The sequence below is a fragment of the Brooklawnia cerclae genome, from assembly GCF_011758645.1.
Classification (GTDB): domain Bacteria; phylum Actinomycetota; class Actinomycetes; order Propionibacteriales; family Propionibacteriaceae; genus Brooklawnia; species Brooklawnia cerclae.
This window is the reverse complement of record NZ_JAAMOZ010000001.1, coordinates 671440-689295: the sequence shown is the minus strand read 5'-3', so window position 1 is coordinate 689295 and position 17856 is coordinate 671440. Positions and strand designations below refer to the sequence as shown.

16 protein-coding genes are annotated in these 17856 nt (G+C 67.8%); 5 read left to right on the top strand and 11 right to left on the bottom strand.

Features of this window, described 5'->3' with window-relative positions:
- The first annotated feature begins 21 nt into the window (after nt 1–21).
- From FB473_RS03385 to FB473_RS03375, 3 genes are read left to right on the top strand one after another with little or no spacing between them, the layout of a single operon-like run.
- Complete coding sequence (locus FB473_RS03385) at nt 22–1566, top strand: ATP-binding cassette domain-containing protein (protein ID WP_167164841.1); 1545 nt, start codon at nt 22–24, stop codon at nt 1564–1566.
- Nucleotides 1563–2537 carry an ABC transporter permease gene (locus FB473_RS03380; RefSeq protein WP_167164839.1) on the top strand — a complete coding sequence of 325 codons (975 nt, stop codon included), beginning with the start codon at nt 1563–1565 and terminating at the stop codon, nt 2535–2537. The genes FB473_RS03385 and FB473_RS03380 overlap by 4 nt, the downstream gene beginning before the upstream one ends.
- Nucleotides 2534–3526 carry an ABC transporter permease gene (locus FB473_RS03375; RefSeq protein WP_167164837.1) on the top strand — a complete coding sequence of 331 codons (993 nt, stop codon included), beginning with the start codon at nt 2534–2536 and terminating at the stop codon, nt 3524–3526. Before FB473_RS03380 ends, FB473_RS03375 begins: the two co-directional genes overlap by 4 nt.
- 42 nt (nt 3527–3568) lie before the next feature.
- Here FB473_RS03375 and FB473_RS03370 read toward each other — a convergent pair whose 3' ends face one another.
- The 10 genes from FB473_RS03370 to FB473_RS03325 form a co-directional block, all read right to left on the bottom strand.
- Nucleotides 3569–4978, bottom strand: a complete 1410-nt coding sequence (locus tag FB473_RS03370) for a DNA polymerase IV (RefSeq protein WP_167164835.1) — start codon at nt 4976–4978, stop codon at nt 3569–3571.
- Nucleotides 4979–4993: 15 nt separating this feature from the next.
- Nucleotides 4994–5419: a MaoC family dehydratase gene (locus FB473_RS03365; protein WP_167164833.1), complete on the bottom strand. Its 426-nt coding sequence runs from the start codon at nt 5417–5419 to the stop codon at nt 4994–4996.
- Complete coding sequence (locus FB473_RS03360) at nt 5416–5913, bottom strand: dihydrofolate reductase (RefSeq protein ID WP_167164831.1); 498 nt, start codon at nt 5911–5913, stop codon at nt 5416–5418. Before FB473_RS03360 ends, FB473_RS03365 begins: the two co-directional genes overlap by 4 nt.
- Nucleotides 5914–5939: 26 nt before the next feature.
- Nucleotides 5940–6755, bottom strand: a complete 816-nt coding sequence (locus FB473_RS03355; protein WP_167164829.1) for a thymidylate synthase — start codon at nt 6753–6755, stop codon at nt 5940–5942.
- A complete protein-coding gene (rdgB, locus tag FB473_RS03350; RefSeq protein WP_167164827.1) occupies nt 6752–7462 on the bottom strand; it encodes an RdgB/HAM1 family non-canonical purine NTP pyrophosphatase in 711 nt (236 codons plus the stop codon). The genes FB473_RS03355 and rdgB overlap by 4 nt, the downstream gene beginning before the upstream one ends.
- Nucleotides 7459–8232: a ribonuclease PH gene (gene rph, locus FB473_RS03345; protein WP_167164825.1), complete on the bottom strand. Its 774-nt coding sequence runs from the start codon at nt 8230–8232 to the stop codon at nt 7459–7461. Before rph ends, rdgB begins: the two co-directional genes overlap by 4 nt.
- A gap of 76 nt (nt 8233–8308) precedes the next feature.
- On the bottom strand, nt 8309–8968 hold the full coding sequence (locus FB473_RS03340) for a LutC/YkgG family protein (RefSeq protein ID WP_341770014.1): 660 nt from the start codon (nt 8966–8968) through the stop codon (nt 8309–8311).
- Entirely contained in the window at nt 8965–10470 is a 1506-nt protein-coding gene (locus tag FB473_RS03335; RefSeq protein WP_167164821.1) for a LutB/LldF family L-lactate oxidation iron-sulfur protein, read from the bottom strand. The genes FB473_RS03340 and FB473_RS03335 overlap by 4 nt, the downstream gene beginning before the upstream one ends.
- Nucleotides 10470–11255 carry a (Fe-S)-binding protein gene (locus FB473_RS03330; RefSeq protein ID WP_167164819.1) on the bottom strand — a complete coding sequence of 262 codons (786 nt, stop codon included), beginning with the start codon at nt 11253–11255 and terminating at the stop codon, nt 10470–10472. Before FB473_RS03330 ends, FB473_RS03335 begins: the two co-directional genes overlap by 1 nt.
- A gap of 29 nt (nt 11256–11284) precedes the next feature.
- Nucleotides 11285–12976: an L-lactate permease gene (locus FB473_RS03325; protein ID WP_167164817.1), complete on the bottom strand. Its 1692-nt coding sequence runs from the start codon at nt 12974–12976 to the stop codon at nt 11285–11287.
- Nucleotides 12977–13236: 260 nt separating this feature from the next.
- Between FB473_RS03325 and FB473_RS03320 the strand changes: the two genes are divergently transcribed.
- Both FB473_RS03320 and FB473_RS03315 read left to right on the top strand, forming a co-directional pair.
- Nucleotides 13237–14079, top strand: coding sequence for an FCD domain-containing protein (locus FB473_RS03320; protein ID WP_167164815.1), 843 nt, complete (start codon nt 13237–13239; stop codon nt 14077–14079).
- A complete protein-coding gene (locus FB473_RS03315) occupies nt 14076–16931 on the top strand; it encodes an FAD-binding and (Fe-S)-binding domain-containing protein (RefSeq protein WP_167164813.1) in 2856 nt (951 codons plus the stop codon). Before FB473_RS03320 ends, FB473_RS03315 begins: the two co-directional genes overlap by 4 nt.
- Before the next feature lie 70 nt (nt 16932–17001).
- Here FB473_RS03315 and murI read toward each other — a convergent pair whose 3' ends face one another.
- Nucleotides 17002–17844: a glutamate racemase gene (gene murI / locus FB473_RS03310; RefSeq protein ID WP_167164811.1), complete on the bottom strand. Its 843-nt coding sequence runs from the start codon at nt 17842–17844 to the stop codon at nt 17002–17004.
- Between the last annotated feature and the right edge of the window lie 12 nt (nt 17845–17856).

The window sequence follows — 17856 nt, the reverse complement described above, 5'->3', positions numbered from 1 at the left end:
GCTTTGACCAGTTCATCATTCGTGACTGACGCCGGCTCCGTTCCCTCCGGGGGCGCCGTGATCCTCGCCGCCTCGGGTATCCGCAAGTCGTTCGGTGGCGTGCACGCACTGTCGGGGGTCGACCTGACAGTGCGTGCCGGCACGGTGACCGCCATCGCGGGAGAGAACGGAGCCGGTAAGTCGACTCTCATCAAGGTGCTCACGGGCATCTACCAGCCGGACGAGGGCACCGTCGAGATCGACGGTCAGCCCCGCACGCTCACCCCGGCCCTCGCACGCGAGCTCGGGATCGCCGCCGTGGCCCAGGAGTTGTCGGTCCTCGACCACCAGTCGGTGGCCGACAACATCACGCTCGGGCGTGAGCCCCGCACGCGGCTGGGCTTCGTCGACCGCCGCGAGCAGTACAAACAGACGACGGCACTGCTCGACCGGATCGGCCTGCAGGTGAGTCCGCACACCATGGTCCGCGATCTCACCCTCGCCCAGAAGCAGATGGTCGAGATCACGAAGGCCATGGTGGCCTCGCCACGCATCCTCATCCTGGACGAGCCCACGTCGGGCCTGCGCGAGGGCGACGTGCAGACGCTGCTCGACCTGATCCGCCAGCTCCGCGACGAGGGCACCGGCCTCATCCTGGTCACTCACCGCATGAGCGAGATGTTCGAGGTGTCGGACGAGATCATGGTCCTCAAGGACGGCCGTCACGCGGGCACGCGGACGACCGCCGCAACCGACGAACGGGAGATCGTCCGGCTCATGGTCGGACGCGACCTGGATGCGGTCTACCCGGACAAGGCACCCGCGCGGTCCGCGTCCGACGAGATCGTGATGGAGATCGAGAACTTCAACGTCACGGGAACCCAGGTGCACGACGTGGCGCTGACGATTCCCAGGGGCAGGATCGTCGCACTCGCAGGTCTGGCCGGCCATGGCCAGACCCCCTTGCTGGAGGGGATCGCGGGCCTTCGGTCGGCCAAAGGACGCATCAGGCTCGGTGGACGCACGCTCTCGCCCTTCCCGTCGGTCGCCGCCGGCATCCGCAACGGCGTCGTCCTCATCCCGGAGGACAGGAAGACCCAAGGCCTCGTCCTGCCGATGACAATCGGGCAGAACGTCTCGCTGCCCACCGTGGCGAGGCGGGCCGTCGCGGGGTGGATCAGCACCACCAAGGAGACCGCGGTCACCAAGCAGGCCATCGAGGCGGTCGCCATCAGGCCCCCCGACCCCACGCTGGTAGCCGGTCAGCTCTCCGGTGGTAACCAGCAGAAGGTCGTGATCGGCAAGTGGCTGGTCGCGAATCCCAAGGTGGTGCTGTGCGCCGATCCGACACGCGGCATCGATGTCGGCACGAAGCAGGAGATCTACACCCTGCTCCGCAGGCTGGCCTCCGACGGGGTCGGGGTCCTGATGCTCTCGACCGACCTCACCGAGGTGGTCGGGCTCGCCGACATCGTTCACGTCATGGCCGAGGGACGCATCGTCCGCACCCTCACCGGCGACCAGATCACCGAGGAAGCCATCACCGGGGCAGCCTTCCAGGGCGTCGAGGAGGAGGTCGCCGAATGAACGCGATCATGCGGTTCGCACGCCGCGAGCCACCGGCCGTCGCGGCCTACGTGATCATGGCAGTGGTCGTCATCGCCTGGATGCTCAACACCTCGCGGCTGTCGATCTCGTCCGTGGCGATCGTGATCTCCCAGGTGCTGCCCCTGGCCATGGTCGCCTGCGGCATGGCGATCGTGATCTTCGGCAAGGGCATCGACCTGTCGCTCGGCAACGTGCTCACGATCACCAACGTGATCGTGATCGTGCTGGCGGGCCGCGGCGTACCGATCGTCCTGGCAGCCGTCGCGGCCCTGGTCGTGGCGATCGTCGTCGGAGCCATCAACGGCCTGCTCATCGCCTACATGGGCCTGCCGCCGCTGGTGATCACGCTGGCCACGTCGTCCATCCTCGCGGGCAGCGCGTTGTACATCCTGCCGCAGCCGGGCGGCTCGGTGCCGCGCTGGTTCGCCGACATACCGCTGCTGCTCATCGGCCCCATCCCGTTCTCGCTGGTGCTGCTCATCGGGCTGCCCGTACTGGTGTGGTACCCGATCCGCAGGTCGAAGCTCGGGCCGGCCATCATGGCGGTCGGCGAGGACGAGACGTCCGCCTTCACGTCGGGCATCAACGTGAAGGCCACCCGCGCGCTCACCTACGTGCTCGGTGCTGTGTTCGCGTGCCTGGGCGGCATCCTCATGACGATGACAGCGATGTCGGGCGACCCCAAGATCGGTGTCCCGTTCACCATGAACGCGATCGCGGCCGCCGTCCTGGGCGGCACGGTGCTCGCCGGCGGACGCGGCACGCTGGCCGGAGCCGTGGCAGGGGCGGTGACCCTTCAGCTGATCGGCAACCTGCTCTTCAGCCTCGGGCTCAACGGCTACTGGCAGTACGTCGTCATCGGGCTCATCCTGGTCGCGGCCCTCGGAGGCCCGTATCTCATCGGGCGCGCTCGGCAGAACTCGTCACAAGCCATCAGGAGGGCGGCATGAGCGCCACCACCGCAACACCGGTGACCGATGGTCAGGGTTCGGGGACGCCGGCCCGCCCTCGCCTGACACTCGTGCAGATCGCGCCGCACGCGATCTTCCTGCTGGTCGTCATCGTGACCTTCGTCTTCGCACCGGGCTATCGCAGCGCGCATCAGATCGCGAGCCTGCTGCAGTTGATGGCCCTGCTGGGCGTAGTGGCGATCGGCCAGAACCTCGCCATCCTGATCGGCGGCATCGACCTGTCGGTCGGCGCGGTCATGACTCTGACCAACCTGGTCACGGCCCTGGTCATGGCGGGTACGGACGCCACCATGCCGGTGGCCATCGGGCTCACCCTGGCGATCGGCCTGGTGGTCGGGCTGTTCAACGGTCTCGGGGTCGCGCTGCTCAAGATCCCCGACATGGTCATGACGCTCGCCACCATGACGATCCTGCTGGGCGTGAGCTACCTCGTCACCGGCGGGGTCAACAAGGGCAACGCCAGCCCGGCGATCATCGCGTTCATCACGCACCGGTTCGCCGGCGTCCTCACCGGCGGCGTGATCCTGTGGCTCGTCCTGGGCGTCGCCATCGTCCTCGTCCTGCGCAAGACGGTCTTCGGGATGCAGTTGTACGCGGTCGGCCTGCGCCGGCGCGCGGCGCAGGCATCGGGTGTGCGGGTCTGGCTGGTCATCGTGGCCATCTACGTGGTGTCGGGACTCATGGCGTCGTTGGGTGGGCTCATGCTCACCGGCTACGTGGGATCGAGCTACTACAACCTCGGCGACCCCTACGTGATGAGCTCCATCGCCGCGGTCGTCATCGGCGGGACGAGCATCTTCGGAGGCGTCGGCGGGTACGGCGGCACCTTCTCGGGTGTCGGCACCATCGTCGTCCTGCTGAGCTTCCTGCAGGTGGTCGGGCTTCCGGAAGCAGGCCAGCAGATCGCCTACGGCGTGGTGCTGCTGCTCATGCTCATCCTGTTCGTCCGTCAGCAGAAACGGGCCTGAGCCCGGTCGGCGTCGGCACCCGGTGGTGGGTGCCGACGCCGACTAGGGGTTGTCGGCGCTCTGTGCGTCCACAGCCCGCCCGTCCGCATCCTGATTGTCGGTGAACGACGGTTCGGCCACGGCCCAGGTCATCGGCAGCGGCCCCACCGCACGCAAACGCGGGTCGTCGGCCGCCAGTGAGCGCACCGGGCCGACGCCGGTGAGCCGCGATTCGAAGCGGACGGTCACGATGCCGTGGCCGGCTCCCCACACCCATCCGCGCCCGTGGTCGTCGTGCTCGACGTCCATGCCCGCGATCCACTGGTCCGCGAGACCGAACCGGCGACGCATCGCGGGAGCCGTGTGGACGACCTGCTCGATCACCGGGGCGGGGCTCTCGTCCGGCCAGAACAACTCCTCCTGGGCGGCCTGGGTGAAATTGGCGACGCCCACGCCCAGCAGACGCACGCCCTCACGCAACTCCAGGTCGCTCAGCAGCCCGTGGGCCACCGAGCGGATCCGCTCGGTGGAGTCCGTGGCGCCGTCGAGCGTGCGCGATCGCGTCCACGTGGTGAAGTCGCCCAACCGCACCTTCAGGGTGATCGTGCGGGCGAACAACCCCGCACGCCGAAGGCGGGCGGCCACCGACTCGGCGTCCCGGTCGACGATGCCCGCGAGCTGCGCGGGATCGATGACGTCGACCTGGAAGGTGTCCTCGACCGAGATCGATTTGACCTCCCGCGTCGACTGCACCGGACGATCGTCCCGTGCGAAGGCAAGTTCGTGCAGGGACGACCCAGCCGACGACCCCAGTTCCCGGACCAGTTCGCGCTCGCTGGCATGCTGCAGGTCGGCGACCGTGGCGATCCCCAGTTTGGCCAGGCGTTCCATCGTCGCCGGGCCCACCCCGGGCACGGCACGCACGGGCAGCGGGGAGACGACATCGAGTTCCTGCCCGGCCAGGACGATGAGCCGCCCGTCGGGCTTGGCCGCCTCCGAGGCGACCTTGGCCATGAACTTGCTCGATCCCACGCCCACCGAGGCATGGAGTCCCTCGGTGCGCCGGGTGAGCTCAGCGCGCAGTTCGTCGACGAGGGCCTCGACGACACCCGGATCGGACGCGTCCACGCCCCCGGCCTCGAGGTCGACGAAGGCCTCGTCGAGGCTCAACGGCTCGACCAGCGGACTCAGCTCGTGGAGCAGGGCCATCACGATGCGGCTCGACTGCCGGTAGGCGTCGAACCGCCCCCCGAGGTAGGCGGCGTGCGGCACGCGACGACGAGCCTCCGCGGTCGGCATCGCCGACCGGACGCCGAACTCGCGGGCCTCGTAACTGGCCGTCGCGACCACTCCGCGCCCACCGATTCCGCCCACCACCACCGGTTTGCCTCGCAGCGACGGCTTGTCGCGCTGCTCGACCGAGGCGAAGAACGCATCCAGGTCGAGGTGCAGAACCGACGGGGTGGGACGCATGGCAGCCCCGGACGCTCAGGCCAGCGGGGCGTCGAAGAACTTCAGGATGTGGGTCGCGACGGCGCACAGATCCCCACGCTGGTTGCGGATCTCGATGTCCGCGAAGCTCTTGTCGGCGTCCTGGTCGATCTCGGTGATCCGGTATGTCACGGTGAGGGTGTCGCCGATGAGGACCCCCTCCAGGAACCGCACACGGTCGTAGCCGTAGCTGACGCACGCCTGCTGCGCCTTGGCCTGGATCATCGTGGACGTGTTGGACGCCAGGCTCAGCACCAGCATCCCATGGGCGATCCTCCCGCCGTAGCGCGTCGTCCGGCCGTACTCCTCGTTGACATGGTTGGGCGACAGATCCCCTGTGATGCCGGCGAACAGGTAGACGTCGGACTCGCCGAGCGTCTTGGTGAAGGCGACGGTGTCGCCGATGGCAAGGTTGCGGATCATCGGGCGCTCCTCCTTTGGTAGCGGACGAAATCGAACTGCTCGTGCGGCTCGCGAGCCACCTCGAGCCACCCCCCCGGATCGACGTCGGGGAACACCACATCGCCGGCCGCGTCCTGGTGCACCCGCGTCAGGTCGAGTTCGTCGACGTGGGGCCAGGCGAGCCGGTAGACCTGCCCGCCGCCGGCGATGAAGACCGTGTCGTCCAGACCGCGCGCCACTTCCAGGGCCTGCTCGATGGACGACACCGCGTATCCGCGCGGCTTCCCGTCCTCGGCGCGGGGGAACGTGAGCCCCTCGGGGTGACGGGTCAGCACGACGCTCGTCCGTCCGGGCAGCAGCCCCATTGCCTCGTGGGTCGGCCGCCCCATGATCAGCGGATGCCCCATGGTCACGCGCTTGAACCGCGCCCAGTCCTCGCGAAACTTGAAGGGCTGGTCGTGACCGTCACCGATCACCCCGTTGCGGGCCACGACAGCGATGGCGACAACCGGCATCCGGCCTCCTCGTCTGGTGCCGTCGGTCAGACGGCGATGGGTGCCTTGATGGCCGGGTGCGGGTCGTAGCCTTCCACACGGATGTCGTCGAGCGTGAAGCCGTCGATGTCGTGCACCTCGGGGTTCAGCCAGAGCCTGGGCAGCGCGCGTGGCTCACGCGTCAGCTGTTCATGCACCTGGTCGAGGTGGTTGTCGTAGATATGGGCGTCACCGAGCGTGTGCACGAAGTCGCCGACGTCGAGATCGCAGACCTGGGCGACCATGTGCGTCAACGTGGCGTAGGACGCGATGTTGAACGGCACCCCGAGGAACAGGTCGGCCGAGCGCTGGTACATCTGGCAGCTCAGGCGTCCCCGTTGCCTGCCCTCGGCGGGCGGGGCGACGTAGAACTGGAAGAAGGCGTGGCACGGCGGCAACGCCATCTGCGGAATCTCCGCGACGTTCCAGGCCGACACCACGTGCCGGCGTGAGTTCGGATTGCGCTTGATGGCATCGATCACCGCGGCGATCTGGTCGGTGTGTCCCCCGTCGGGGGTGGGCCAGCTGCGCCACTGGTAGCCGTAGATCGGCCCCAGGTCTCCGTGCTCGTCCGCCCACTCGTCCCAGATGTGGATGTTGTTCTCGACCAGCCAGGCGGTGTTCGTCGAACCCTTGAGGAACCACAGCAGTTCCCCGAAGACGCCACGGGTGAAGACCTTCTTCGTGGTGAGCAGGGGAAAGCCCTCCGACAGGTCGAAGCGCATCTGATGGCCGAACACGCTCGTCGTCCCCGTGCCCGTACGGTCGTCCTTGTGGACGCCGTGGTCGAGCACATGGCGCAACAGGTCGAGATACTGCCTCACGCGTTCCTCGCAATCACCTCGGGCTGGGCTGGATCGAGGGCGTCGTCGTCCGGTTCGTCCAGGACGAGACGTGCGTCGTCGCCGAATGCCTCCAGGAGAATGGGCACCATGGCCCGCACGGCACGCCCGCGGTGGCTGATGGCGTCCTTCTCCTCGGGGGTGAGCTCGGCATTCGTGCGAGGACGATCACACCCCGGACGCTCCGGCTGCTCGAACGCGACGAAGATCGGGTCATAGCCGAAACCACGTGCCCCCTTCGAGGCCAAGGCGATGCGTCCGGGCATCTCGCCGCGGGTCGTGAACTCGCGGCCGTCGGGCAGGACGAGCGCCATCACCGAAACGAACCGGGCGGTGCGGCGGTTCTTCGGCACGTCGTCGATCTGCCGCAGCACCAGTTCGAGGTTCGCGACGTCCTCGTGCGCCGGCCCGGCCCAACGCGACGAGCGGACGCCGGGCATCTGGTTGAGCGCGTCCACGCACAGGCCGGAATCGTCGGCGAGAGTGGGCAGGCCCGTGTGCTCCGTGCCGGCACGCGCCTTGAGGAGCGCGTTGCCCTCGAAGGTCCATTCGGTCTCGACGGGCTCCGGATAGGCCGGGAAGTCGTCCAGCGACTTGACCTCGATGTCGAGGCCCTGCTCGGCGAGGATGCGGCGCATCTCCCCGAGTTTCTTCACATTGTTCGTCGCAAGGAGTACCTGAACAGTCATTGTTTCTGCACTTCCCCATGCAGGGCTGCGGCCTGCAGCCCGGTCAACTCCGCACAACCGGCTTGGCCGAGGTCGAGGAGTTGGTTCAGCAGGTCGCGATCGAAGGGCTTGCCCTCGGCCGTTCCCTGGACTTCGATGAAATCCCCCGTGCCCGAGCACACGATGTTCATGTCGACCTCGGCGGTCGAGTCCTCCTCGTAGCACAGGTCGAGCATCGGAACACCCCCGACGATGCCCACACTGATCGCGGCGACCGACCCGAGGAGCGGCTCGCCCGCGAGCAGACCTCGCCCCCGAAGCCATGCGACAGCGTCCGACAAGGCAAGATAGGCGCCCGTGATGGACGCGGTCCGCGTCCCGCCGTCGGCCTGCAACACATCGCAGTCGATGACGATCGTGTTCTCGCCGAGCGCCGAGTAGTCGATGATGCCGCGCAGCGAGCGGCCGATCAGGCGGCTGATCTCATGCGTGCGTCCCCCGACGCGTCCCTTGCGGGCATCGCGGTCGTTACGGGTGTTCGTGGCCCGCGGCAGCATGTCGTACTCGCTGGTCACCCAGCCGAGCCCGGATCCCTTGCGCCAGCGCGGCACGCCTTCGGTCACGGATGCGGCGACGAGCACGCGAGTGCGACCGAACTCGACCAGCACCGAGCCTTCGGCGTGATCGAGCCAGTTGCGAGTAAAGGTGACGGGGCGCAGTTCATCCACGCCGCGGCCATCGATTCTTACGGGTTCAGACACTCTCCCAAAGCTACTCCGAACCACTGACATTCGTCGCACCCACCCGGTACCACGCGCAGGAACGAGGGGCGAGCACCCGACTGCTCGCCCCTCACCCCGCGGATCGCTATTCGGCGATGATCACGTACAGCGTCCGCGGTCCGTGGACGCCCTCGACTCGGCTGAGTTCGATGTCGCTCGTCGCGCTCGGGCCGCTGATCCAGGTCAGCGGCTGGCCGGCCTGCACCGATGCCTTGAGGCGTGCGACCGCCTCGGGCACCCCGGAGACCACCTGGTCGGCCCGGACGATGCACACGTGCACGTCGGGCACCAGCGAGAGCGCGCGACGCCCCTGGTCAGCCGAATGATCGAGAACGATGGTGCCCGTCTGTGCCGCACCGACGGCGGCCGCGGTCAGCACCGCGCCCGTGTCGTTGAGCTCCTTGTGACTCAGGCGGTGCTCCTCGGAGTCGACGACGACATGCGCTCCTGCCTTCGTCACAGCGTCCTTCCACGACTCCTCCAGACCCGTGGGGACGACCACCGACCTGACGCCGAGGGTCGTGAGAGCCTTCGCGATCTCGTCGGGAACCTCCGAGGCCGCACAGCGCACCACGGTGGCTTTGTAGTCGGCCACACGCTGGGCGAAGGAACCCAGCACATCGCCGACATCGACGGCTTGCGCGTACTTCCAGGCCACCGGCACATCGCGCTCGGGAGCCACGCCCACGGGCACATCGGTCAGCGAACTGCGGATCCTGGCGAGGATGACTTCCCTGGCGCTCACTTCTTCGTCTCCCGATTCTGCTTCCACCAGTCGCGGAAGGTCTGCTCCGGCAGCATCGGCACGTCCCTGGCGTCGGTCCATCGCGACAACGGGGGCGGCAACGGGCCGATCTTCTTCCACCCGAGCAGCCCACCCAGCACCCTGGAGCCCAACTCCGAGCCCTTGCCTGCCAGTTCGAGGTGCCGGTGGTCGTCCATCACCCACGCTGCTGCGGCCATGATCTGGGGCTCGGCGGTGTGGGGGATGTGCGGCGGATCCTTCTTCTTGGCCTCCACGACCTTGTGCCTCTCGTGCACCAGCAGGTCGGAGATCGGGATCTTCACCGGGCAGACCTCGTTGCAGGCTCCGCACAGGCTGGACGCGAAGGGAAGCGACCGGTCGATCTCGGAGTCCGTGCCCCGCAGCTGCGGGTTGAGGATGGCCCCGATCGGGCCCGGGTACACCGAGCCGTAGGCGTGCCCGCCGACCCGCTCGTACACCGGGCAGATGTTGAGGCACGCCGAGCAGCGGATGCACCTCAGCGCCGCGCGTCCCTCGGGATCGGCCAGCACATTGGTACGACCATTGTCGACGAGGACGACATGCACGTTCTTCGGGCCGTCGCCGTCGGTCGTCCCGGTCCAGACGCTGGTGTAGGGGTTCATCCGCTCGCCGGTGGAACTACGCGGCAGCAACTGGAGGAACACCTCCAGGTCGTCGAACGTGGGCAGGATCTTCTCGATGCCCACGACCGAGATCAGGGTGTCCGGCAGCGTCAGGCACATGCGGCCGTTGCCCTCCGACTCCACCACCACGAGCGACCCGGTCTCGGCGATCGCGAAATTCGCGCCCGACGTCGAGGTCTTCGCCCGCATGAACTTCTCGCGCAGATGGACGCGGGCCGCACCTGCCAGGTTCTTCGGCTGGTCGTCGAGATCGTCCGGAGGCGGGGTGCCGTAGCGTCCCATCTCCTTGAGGAAGATCTCACGCACTTCCGACCGGTTGCGGTGCAGGGCCGGCACCACGATGTGGCTGGGGCGGTCGTGGCCCAGTTGGACGATCAGTTCGGCCAGGTCGGTCTCCCAGGCGGCGATGCCCTCGGCCTCGAGGGCCTCGTTCATGTCGATCTCCTGGGTGACCATCGACTTGACCTTGACGATCTCCTCCTGGCCGGTGTCCTTGACCAGCGCCACGACGATGCGGTTGGCCTCCTCGGCGTCCCGCGCCCAGTGGACGTGGCCACCCGCCTTGGTGAAGTTCTCCTCGAACTGCAGCAGGTACTCGTCCAGATGCCGCCCGACCCGCGTCTTGATCGCCTCGCCCGCATCCCTGAGGTCCTGCCAGTTCGACAGCTCCCCCACCACGCGGGCCCGCTTGTTGCGGATGGTGGTGGTGGCGTGGCGAAGGTTCGTCCTCTGCTGGTGATTGGCCAACTCGGTCTTCGCGGCCTGCGGGAAGCGCGGGGAGTCGAGCAGATCCCCCTCGGGCGGTGCGGGGGTCAGGCGTTCCAGTTCGGTTCCCATCAGTTGTCCCCTTCCGAGTGGGCGAGGATCTCGACGAGATGGATGGGCTTGACGCCCGCCTTCGTCCGATTCAGCACACCCGAGATGTTGAGCAGGCACAGGTTGTCGCCCGCGCACAGGTACTCGGCCCCCGTGGAGGCGACGTTGCGCGCCTTGTCGCCGGCCATCGCGGTGGAAACATCGGGATTCTTCAGCGAGAACGTGCCGCCCATGCCGCAGCACTGCTCCGCGTTCGGCAACTCGATGAGATCGAGCCCTCGCACTGCCTTGAGCAACTGGTAGGGCTTGTCGCCCACCTTGGCGATGCGCACCGAGTGACACGACGGGTGATAGGTGACCCGGTGCGGGAAGTAGGCCCCCACGTCGGTCACGCCGAGCACGTCGACGAGGAACTCGCTGACGTCATAGGTGCGCGACGCGACGGCTGCCACCCGATCGCCGACCCTGTCGCCGGCCGCCCGGCGGGCCAGCATCTCATGCTGGTGCCGGACGGCTCCGACGCAGGATCCGGACGGCCCCACGATGTACTCGTACCGCTCGAACGCCCGCAGGAAGGTCTTCACCGACCCGACGGCCTCGTCGAAATAGCCCGTGTTGGCGAAGATCTGCCCGCAGCATGTCTGTTCCATCGGGAACTCGACGCGACAGCCGAGGCGTTCGAGCAGCTTCACGGTCGCGATCGGCGTCTGCGGGAACATCACATCGTTGGCGCAGGTGGCGAACAACGCGACCTTCATACCCGCCCCCGGCCGTGCGGTGGCCGCTGATGGTGCGGTGATGGTCATGGGTCCTCCTCCAGTCCGGTTTCACCGGGTCACTTGAACACCGGCAACATCCACGAGAGCACAGGCGTCGACTGGAGCCCGACCAACAGGCACAACACGGCCAGCAGGCCGAGACTCCACCAGACCGACTTCCTGAGGATGTCCGACTCCTTGCCGACCAGACCGACGGCAGTCGCGGCGATCGCGAGGTTCTGCGGACTGATCATCTTGCCGACCACGCCACCAGCGGTGTTGGCCGAGACGAGCAGGGTCGGATCGATGCCGATGTTCTGGGCGGCGGTCTGCTGCAGGGTCGAGAACAACGCGTTGGCCGATGTGTCGGAGCCGGTCACAGCGGTGCCGATCCAGCCCAGGATGGGCGACAGGAAGGCGAAGGCCGCACCGGCGCCGGCGATCCACGTGCCGACGGTGATGGTCTGGCCCGACAGGTTCATCACGTAGGCCAGCGCCAGCACCGAACCGATGGTCAGGAAGGTCCAGCGCAGCTTGTACACCTGGCGCCCGAACACACGCGCCATCAACGACGGGCTCATGCGGTAGACGAGTCCCACGATGACACCCGTGATCAGCAGCAGGGTGCCGGGATTGCTCAGCCACTGGAAGTTGTAGATGGTCGAGCTGTTGGCGGCACCGGCGTTCGTGAGGATCAGCGCCTGGTCGCCGTCCCACATACCCGGCCAGTTGATCTTGACGTCCGTGGACGCCAGCCAGTTCTTGACCGCGGGGACGAGCTTGGCGACCGAGAAGATCACGATGACCAGGGCGTAGGGGAACAGCGCCATCCAGACCTTCGCACCGGTGACCGTCTGAACCTCCTTGACCTCGACCTCGGTCGTGCTGTGATAGCCGTCCTCGGCCTCCTTGGTCTTCATCGCCGTGAGCCGCTCGACAGCTTCTTGCGTGCCCTTGGGCTTCCAGAACCTCATCATGATGACACCGGCGGCCAGGCCGACCAGCGAGGCGATGATGTCGGTGAGCTCGACCGACAGCCAGGTGGAGCTGATCCACTGGGCCAGGGCGAACGCGACGCCGATGGTCAGCGCCGCCGGCCACACCTCCTTGAGACCGCGCACGCCGTCCACGATCAGGACGAGCAGGAGCGGAACGAACCACGCGAGCAGCGGGGTCTGATGGCCGACGTAGGCACCCACCTGCTGATAGGGGATGTGGGTCAGGTTGCCCGCGGTGATGATCGGGGTCGCGATCGCGCCGAACGCGACAGGTGCCGTGTTGGCCAGCAACACGGTGATCGCCGCACGCAGCGGCGGGTAGCCGATCGACATCAGCATGACGCCGGTGATGGTCACCGGCGCGCCGAACCCTGCCAGGGCCTCCATGAGGCCGCCGAAGCAGAAGGCGATCAGGATCGCGAGGATGCGGGGATCGGCCGAGATGGCGTGGAAGGTCGACCGGAGGTCTTCGAAGTGACCGGATTCGACGGTCAACTCGTACATCCAGATCGCGCACAGCACGATCCAGGTGATCGGGACGATGCCGAAGGCCGCACCCTCGGTGGCGGAAAGGACCGCGAGACCGGCGGGCATCTGGAACGCGAAGATCGCCACCAGGATCGCCACGGCGAGTGCGGTCAGACCGGCCCAGTGGGCCTTCCAACGCAGCACGCCCAGGGTGAAGAAGATCGTGAGCAGGGGAAGAAGAGCTACGAGGGCCGAAAGCGTGAGGTTACCGTTGATCGGCGCAATGTCGGGTTGGAATTGCATCGAGGAAACTCCATTGTTCGCAGGATGGCTGACGCAGACCATCGTTGACCTGTGGTCAGACCATTGTCAAGGGCGGCGCAGGCCCTTGGTCGACTCGTGGCCGAGTCAAGCCGGTAATAGCGGCCAGCTGCGGCGAGGTTATCACCGGGCGTCGGCGCAGCGGGGGGAGGGGTCCGACCAAAGGTGCAGGCATAGTCTGATGTCAACGAAATGGGCGCCGATAAGGCCGGGCGGCGCCGCACGTCCCGAGGGAGTGATGAGTGAAGGCATACGAGGTGGTCCTGCGCCACATCGAGCGGCAGATTCTCGCCGGCGAGCTCACCGTGGGCTCGTCCCTGCCGCCCGAGCGCGAACTCGCGGCCCAGCTCGGGGTGAGCAGAACCGCCGTCCGCGAGGCCATCCGCACGCTGGCGGCGCAAGGACTGGTGACCTCGCGGGTCGGCGCGGGCCCGGGGAGCGGCAACCGGATCACCGGCCAGCACGAGCGCGCCCTGCGCAAACTCCTGCGCATGCACGTGGCCCTCTCCGAGTTCCCCGTGGACGAGGTCGTCGAGGCCCGCGTCATGCTGGAGCGGTTCAACGTGCAGCTCGCGGCCAGGCACGCGGACGCCGAGAGCCTGGCCAGGCTAGGCGACATGCTGGCGCGGATGGAGGCTCCCCACATGGAACTGGACGAGTTCAACGGGCTCGACACCGCCTACCACATCACCATCGCGGAGATCGCCGACAACGAGATGGTGACCGTACTGACCTCGGCGGTACGCGAGTCCCTGGCCCGGCCCATCCACATCGCCAGCGAGCACATGGACGACTGGCAGGCCTTCCGCCGCGACCTCATCCGCCAGCACCGGCGCGTCTTCGAGGCGATCGCGCAAGGCGACGAGGCCCGCGCTGCCGACCTCATCGAGGAACACATCCGGACGGCTTATGCCATCCTGCCCATGGAGGGCAAGGCGGCACGTGATACACCAGTAGCACCCAACTCAGGCGAGACCGCACCCGAGTCTGGCGGGGTATCCGCCAGAGTTGTATGGTCTAACCAATCAGCGCGGCCCACTCGGGCCAGCGGTTCTCGTTCACCGTCGAATGGAGACCACACATGACCGTCCTCAGTTCGCGCGCAGCCATATCCGACGTACGGACCGATGTCGTCGAGCGACTCGCCCGGGCCCTGGGGGACGACGTCGAGGTGACCACCCGGGTGCTCGACCGGGTCGCCGTCGCCATCGACGCGTCCCACTACCTCGCGACGCCGCAGGCACTGGCCCGGCCGCGCACGGCAGCCCAGGTGGCGACGGCCATGGCCATCGCCGTCAACGCGGGCTGGCCCCTGACGATGCGGGCAGGCGGAAGCAGCCTGTCCGGGCAAGCGCTGTCCGAGGGATTGACCCTGGACGTGCGCCGCCACTTCCGCGACATCGAGGTGCTCGACAACGGCGCCCGCGTCCGCGTCCAGCCCGGCGCGACGGTCCGCCAGGTGAACGCGCAGCTGGCACGCCATCGCACCAAGCTCGGCCCCGACCCCGCCAGCGAGATCGCCTGCACCATCGGTGGGATGATCGCCAACAACTCGTCCGGCATGACCTGCGGCACCACCGCGAACACCTACCGGACGATCGAGTCGATGACCGTCGTCCTGCCCAGCGGGACCGTGGTCGACACCGGGGCGCCGGACGCGGACGCCAGGCTGCGTGCCGACGAGCCCGCGCTGGTCGAGGTGCTCGAGACCCTGCGCGACCAGTTGCGCCGTCCCGAGATGCGCGCCGACATCGAGCGCCGCTGGGCGATCAAGAACACCATGGGCTACGGCATGAACTCGTTCGTCGACTTCGACCAGCCCGTGAAGATCCTCGAGCACCTGCTGGTCGGCAGCGAGGGCACGCTCGGCTTCATCGCCGAGGCATACTTCCGCACCGTGCCCGTGCATCCCAAGACCGCCACGGGCTTCCTCCTGTTCAACTCGCTCGACGCCGCGACGGACGCGCTGCCCACGCTGGTCAACAGCGGCGCCGACGTGGTCGAGCTCGTCGACTCCGCGGCCATCCTCGCCATGGGCAAGGAAGCCGAGTCGGTGCTGCCGAAGGGCATGGAGGTCAAGGGGCAGGCGTCCCTGCTCGTCGAGTACCAGGGCGACACCGACGAGGAACTCGCCGAGAGGTCGAAGGAGGGCCTGGCACACTTCGGCGACTTCGACCTCTACTCGGATCCCGAGATGACCCAGGACCCGAAGCGGCGCACGGAGATGTGGACGATGCGCCAAGGCCTGTACACGAAGGTGGCCCGCAACCGGCCCAAGGGCACGGCGGCGCTGCTCGAGGACATCGCGGTGCCCATGGAGCGTCTCGGCAACGTCTGCAGCGAGTTGCAGGTGCTGTTCGACCGCCACCACTACAAGGACGCCGTCATCTTCGGCCATGCGAAGAACGGCAACATCCACTTCCTGGTCACCGAGGACTTCGCCGGCCCCGAGTCGATGAAGCGCTACGAGGACTTCACCGAGGACATGGTGCAGCTCGTGCTCGGCAAGCAGGGCACCCTCAAGGCCGAACACGGCACCGGACGCATCATGGCGCCTTTCGTCCACCGCCAGTACGGCGACGAGCTCTACGACGCCATGTGGCAGGTGAAGCGGGCGTGTGATCCCACGGTCAGCCTCAACCCGGGGGCCGTGCTCACCGAGGACCCGAAGCTCCACCTGAAGAACATCAAGAAGACCGTCCCGGTGCGCCCGGTGATCGACGACTGTGTCGAGTGCGGCTACTGCGAGCCCGTCTGCCCGAGCCAGCATCTGACGACGACACCACGCCAGCGCATCGTCGTGCAGCGTGCCATCGCGGCGGCGCAGGCGTCCGGCGATCAGGAACTCGCCAAGCAGTTGTACGAGCAGGAGACCTACTCGGTCGTCCAGACCTGTGCTGTCGACGGGATGTGCCAGACGGCCTGCCCGGTGAAGATCAACACCGGTGACCTCATCCGCGACCTGCGCGCCGAGCGCGCGCCGGGTGCACTGGACTCCGGATGGGCGTTCGCCGCCGAGCACTGGTCCGGCGTCCTACACATCGCCTCGGCGGGCATGACCGTCGTCGACCACGTGCCGAACCCGCTCGTCCGCGGGGTGCTGGGCGCAGCCAGAGCGATCGGCAGCAAGGACGTGATCCCGACGTTGTCGGCAGAGCTCCCCGGTGGCGGACCCATCCGCAAACCGCGCCCCGCCGCAACACCGCAGGCCGTCTTCATGCCCGCCTGCGTCGGATCGATGTTCGGCACCGGCTACGAGCACGGCTCGGGCGTCCGGGAGGCCGTGCTGAAGCTCGCGGACCTCGTCGGCTACCAGGTCGAGGTGCCCGAGGGCATCGGCGGGCTGTGTTGCGCGACCCCCTGGAAGTCCAAGGGCCTGCACAAGGGCGGCGACATCATGGGCCACCGTCTGGCCGAGGTGCTGGGACGGGCGAGCGACAATGGCCGGCTCCCGGTGATCTGCGACAACGTCAGCTGCTCCGAAGGAACCGCGATCGCACTCCACAAGGCCGGCGTCGACGACATCCGGGTGATCGACGCCACCACGTGGGCCGCCGAGTTCGTCGCCCCACGGCTGCCCGAGTTGCACAAGGACCGGCTCGCCGTCGTCCACCCGACGTGCTCCAGCACCCGGATGGGCGTCAACGAGGCGCTCATCATGCTGGCCGGGCTCGTGGCCGACCAGGTCGTCGTCCCCGACGGGCTGCGCTGCTGCGCTTTCGCCGGTGACCGCGGCCTGCTGCACCCCGAACTCACCGCGAGTTCGACGCGGGACGAGGCCGCCTCAGTGGCCAAACTGGACGCCCAGCTGTATCTCTCGTGCAACCGCACCTGCGAGATCGGTATGACGCGTGCCACGGGCAAGACGTACGTGCATGTGCTCGAGGTCGTCGCCGACCGGGCGACCGCGGGCCAGCGCGCGACGGTGCACGCCTGAGGGCGCGATCAAGACATCCGGTGGGTGCCACGACAGGATTGGCACGTGGCGCCCACCGGGTCACCGGCCGTCAGGCCGGAGTGGGAGTCCTGGTCAACCGCACCTGCTGGACGCCGCTGACGAACCCGCCCATGAGGCGGCGGCCCAGGCCCTCGAAGCGTTCGGGGTTACCGGTGGTGACGAACGCACGGGTCGCCTCGTGCGCGTCACCGCGCAGCAGTTCCAGCCTCGTGAGCATCGCGAAAGCAGCGCGGGCGCATTCGTCCGCGCTGCTGACCAGCGTCACGTCCTCGCCCATGAGATAGCTGATGACCCCCGACAGCAGCGGGTAGTGCGTGCAACCCAGGATGAGCGTGTCGACGCCGCGCTCACGCAGCGGCCGGAGGTAGGAGTCCGCGACGGCCATCAACTCGTCCCCCGACGTGACGCCCTGTTCGACGAACTCCACGAAGCGCGGGCAGACGCGGGTCAGCAGGCTCACCCCCGAGACCGCCATCGCGTCGTTGTAGCTGCGCGACGTCGCGGTGGCCTGCGTGCAGATGACCCCGACCTGCCTGTCGCGCGTGATCGCGGCAGCCTTGCGTGCCGCCGGCAGGATCACCTCGACGATCGGCAGCGAGTAGCGCTCCCGGGCATCGCGCAATGCGGCGGACGACCCGGTGTTGCACGCGATGACCAAGGCCTTCACACCCTGGTCGACCAGCCAGTCGAGCCCCTCCAGCGTGTACCGCCGCACGTCGGCGATCGGTCGGGGCCCGTACGGGGCACGCGCGGTGTCGCCCAGGTAGACGACGTCCTCGTTCGGCAGCAGGTCGACGATCGCTCGGGCGACCGTGAGGCCGCCGAACCCGGAGTCGAAGATACCGATCGGGGCATCGACGTTCGCCTCGGGAGGCTGGGACGCATGAGTCACGCGCCAACTGTA

Coding starts and splice junctions, on each gene's coding strand:
- FB473_RS03360 (WP_167164831.1), bottom strand. CDS start 5,913: ATGCCGGTTGTCGCCATCGCTGTCGTGGCCCGCAACGGGGTGATCGGT.
- FB473_RS03375 (WP_167164837.1), top strand. CDS start 2,534: ATGAGCGCCACCACCGCAACACCGGTGACCGATGGTCAGGGTTCGGGG.
- FB473_RS03370 (WP_167164835.1), bottom strand. CDS start 4,978: ATGCGTCCCACCCCGTCGGTTCTGCACCTCGACCTGGATGCGTTCTTC.
- FB473_RS03325 (WP_167164817.1), bottom strand. CDS start 12,976: ATGCAATTCCAACCCGACATTGCGCCGATCAACGGTAACCTCACGCTT.
- rph (WP_167164825.1), bottom strand. CDS start 8,232: ATGTCAGTGGTTCGGAGTAGCTTTGGGAGAGTGTCTGAACCCGTAAGA.
- FB473_RS03365 (WP_167164833.1), bottom strand. CDS start 5,419: ATGATCCGCAACCTTGCCATCGGCGACACCGTCGCCTTCACCAAGACG.
- FB473_RS03315 (WP_167164813.1), top strand. CDS start 14,076: ATGACCGTCCTCAGTTCGCGCGCAGCCATATCCGACGTACGGACCGAT.
- FB473_RS03330 (WP_167164819.1), bottom strand. CDS start 11,255: ATGACCATCACCGCACCATCAGCGGCCACCGCACGGCCGGGGGCGGGT.
- FB473_RS03380 (WP_167164839.1), top strand. CDS start 1,563: ATGAACGCGATCATGCGGTTCGCACGCCGCGAGCCACCGGCCGTCGCG.
- rdgB (WP_167164827.1), bottom strand. CDS start 7,462: ATGACTGTTCAGGTACTCCTTGCGACGAACAATGTGAAGAAACTCGGG.
- FB473_RS03335 (WP_167164821.1), bottom strand. CDS start 10,470: ATGGGAACCGAACTGGAACGCCTGACCCCCGCACCGCCCGAGGGGGAT.